Origin of the sequence: Pseudomonas paracarnis (genome assembly GCF_904063055.1) — a bacterium.
GTDB classification, from domain to species: domain Bacteria; phylum Pseudomonadota; class Gammaproteobacteria; order Pseudomonadales; family Pseudomonadaceae; genus Aquipseudomonas; species Aquipseudomonas paracarnis.
Genome location: NZ_CAJFCN010000110.1, coordinates 1 through 434, shown reverse-complemented (window position 1 = coordinate 434; position 434 = coordinate 1). Strand labels below are relative to the sequence as shown.

Below are 434 nucleotides of genomic sequence, written 5' to 3'. Positions count from 1 at the left end.
CCCTTCATGCCGGTCTTGGCCTAGAACTCCGCCACGGTGGTCTCGCCAATGTAATCGCTCCAGTTTTAGACACTCACCGTCGGCGCCCCCTGACCGGCACCGCCAAACGCCGCGGCCTGGGCCACTAGAAGAAGCTTGTTCACAAGACGCATCTCGTCACCCCTCTTATGCTTGCTTTCAGACGCTCAACAGCAGGAGCTCGCGCTCCCAGGAACTGATCACCCGCTTGAAATTCTCAGGCTCGGCGCGCTTGACCGCGACGTATCCGCGCACGAATTTTTCGCCCAGGTACTGCTTGACCGTGTCGCAATCCTCCGTGCGCGCCAGCGCATCTTCGGGGGTGAACGGCAGGCGCAGTTTGCGGCGTTCATAGGCGCGGCCTTCCACCAGGGCACTGGGTTCGATGTGCTCGATCATGCCCAGATAACCGCACA

At 61.1% G+C, this 434-nt stretch carries 1 pseudogene; it reads right to left on the bottom strand.

Annotation, left to right across the window (positions count from 1 at the left end):
• Positions 1 to 177: 177 nt before the first annotated feature.
• Positions 178 to 434, bottom strand: a pseudogene (locus tag JMV15_RS28125) (glutamine synthetase); the annotation flags it as partial.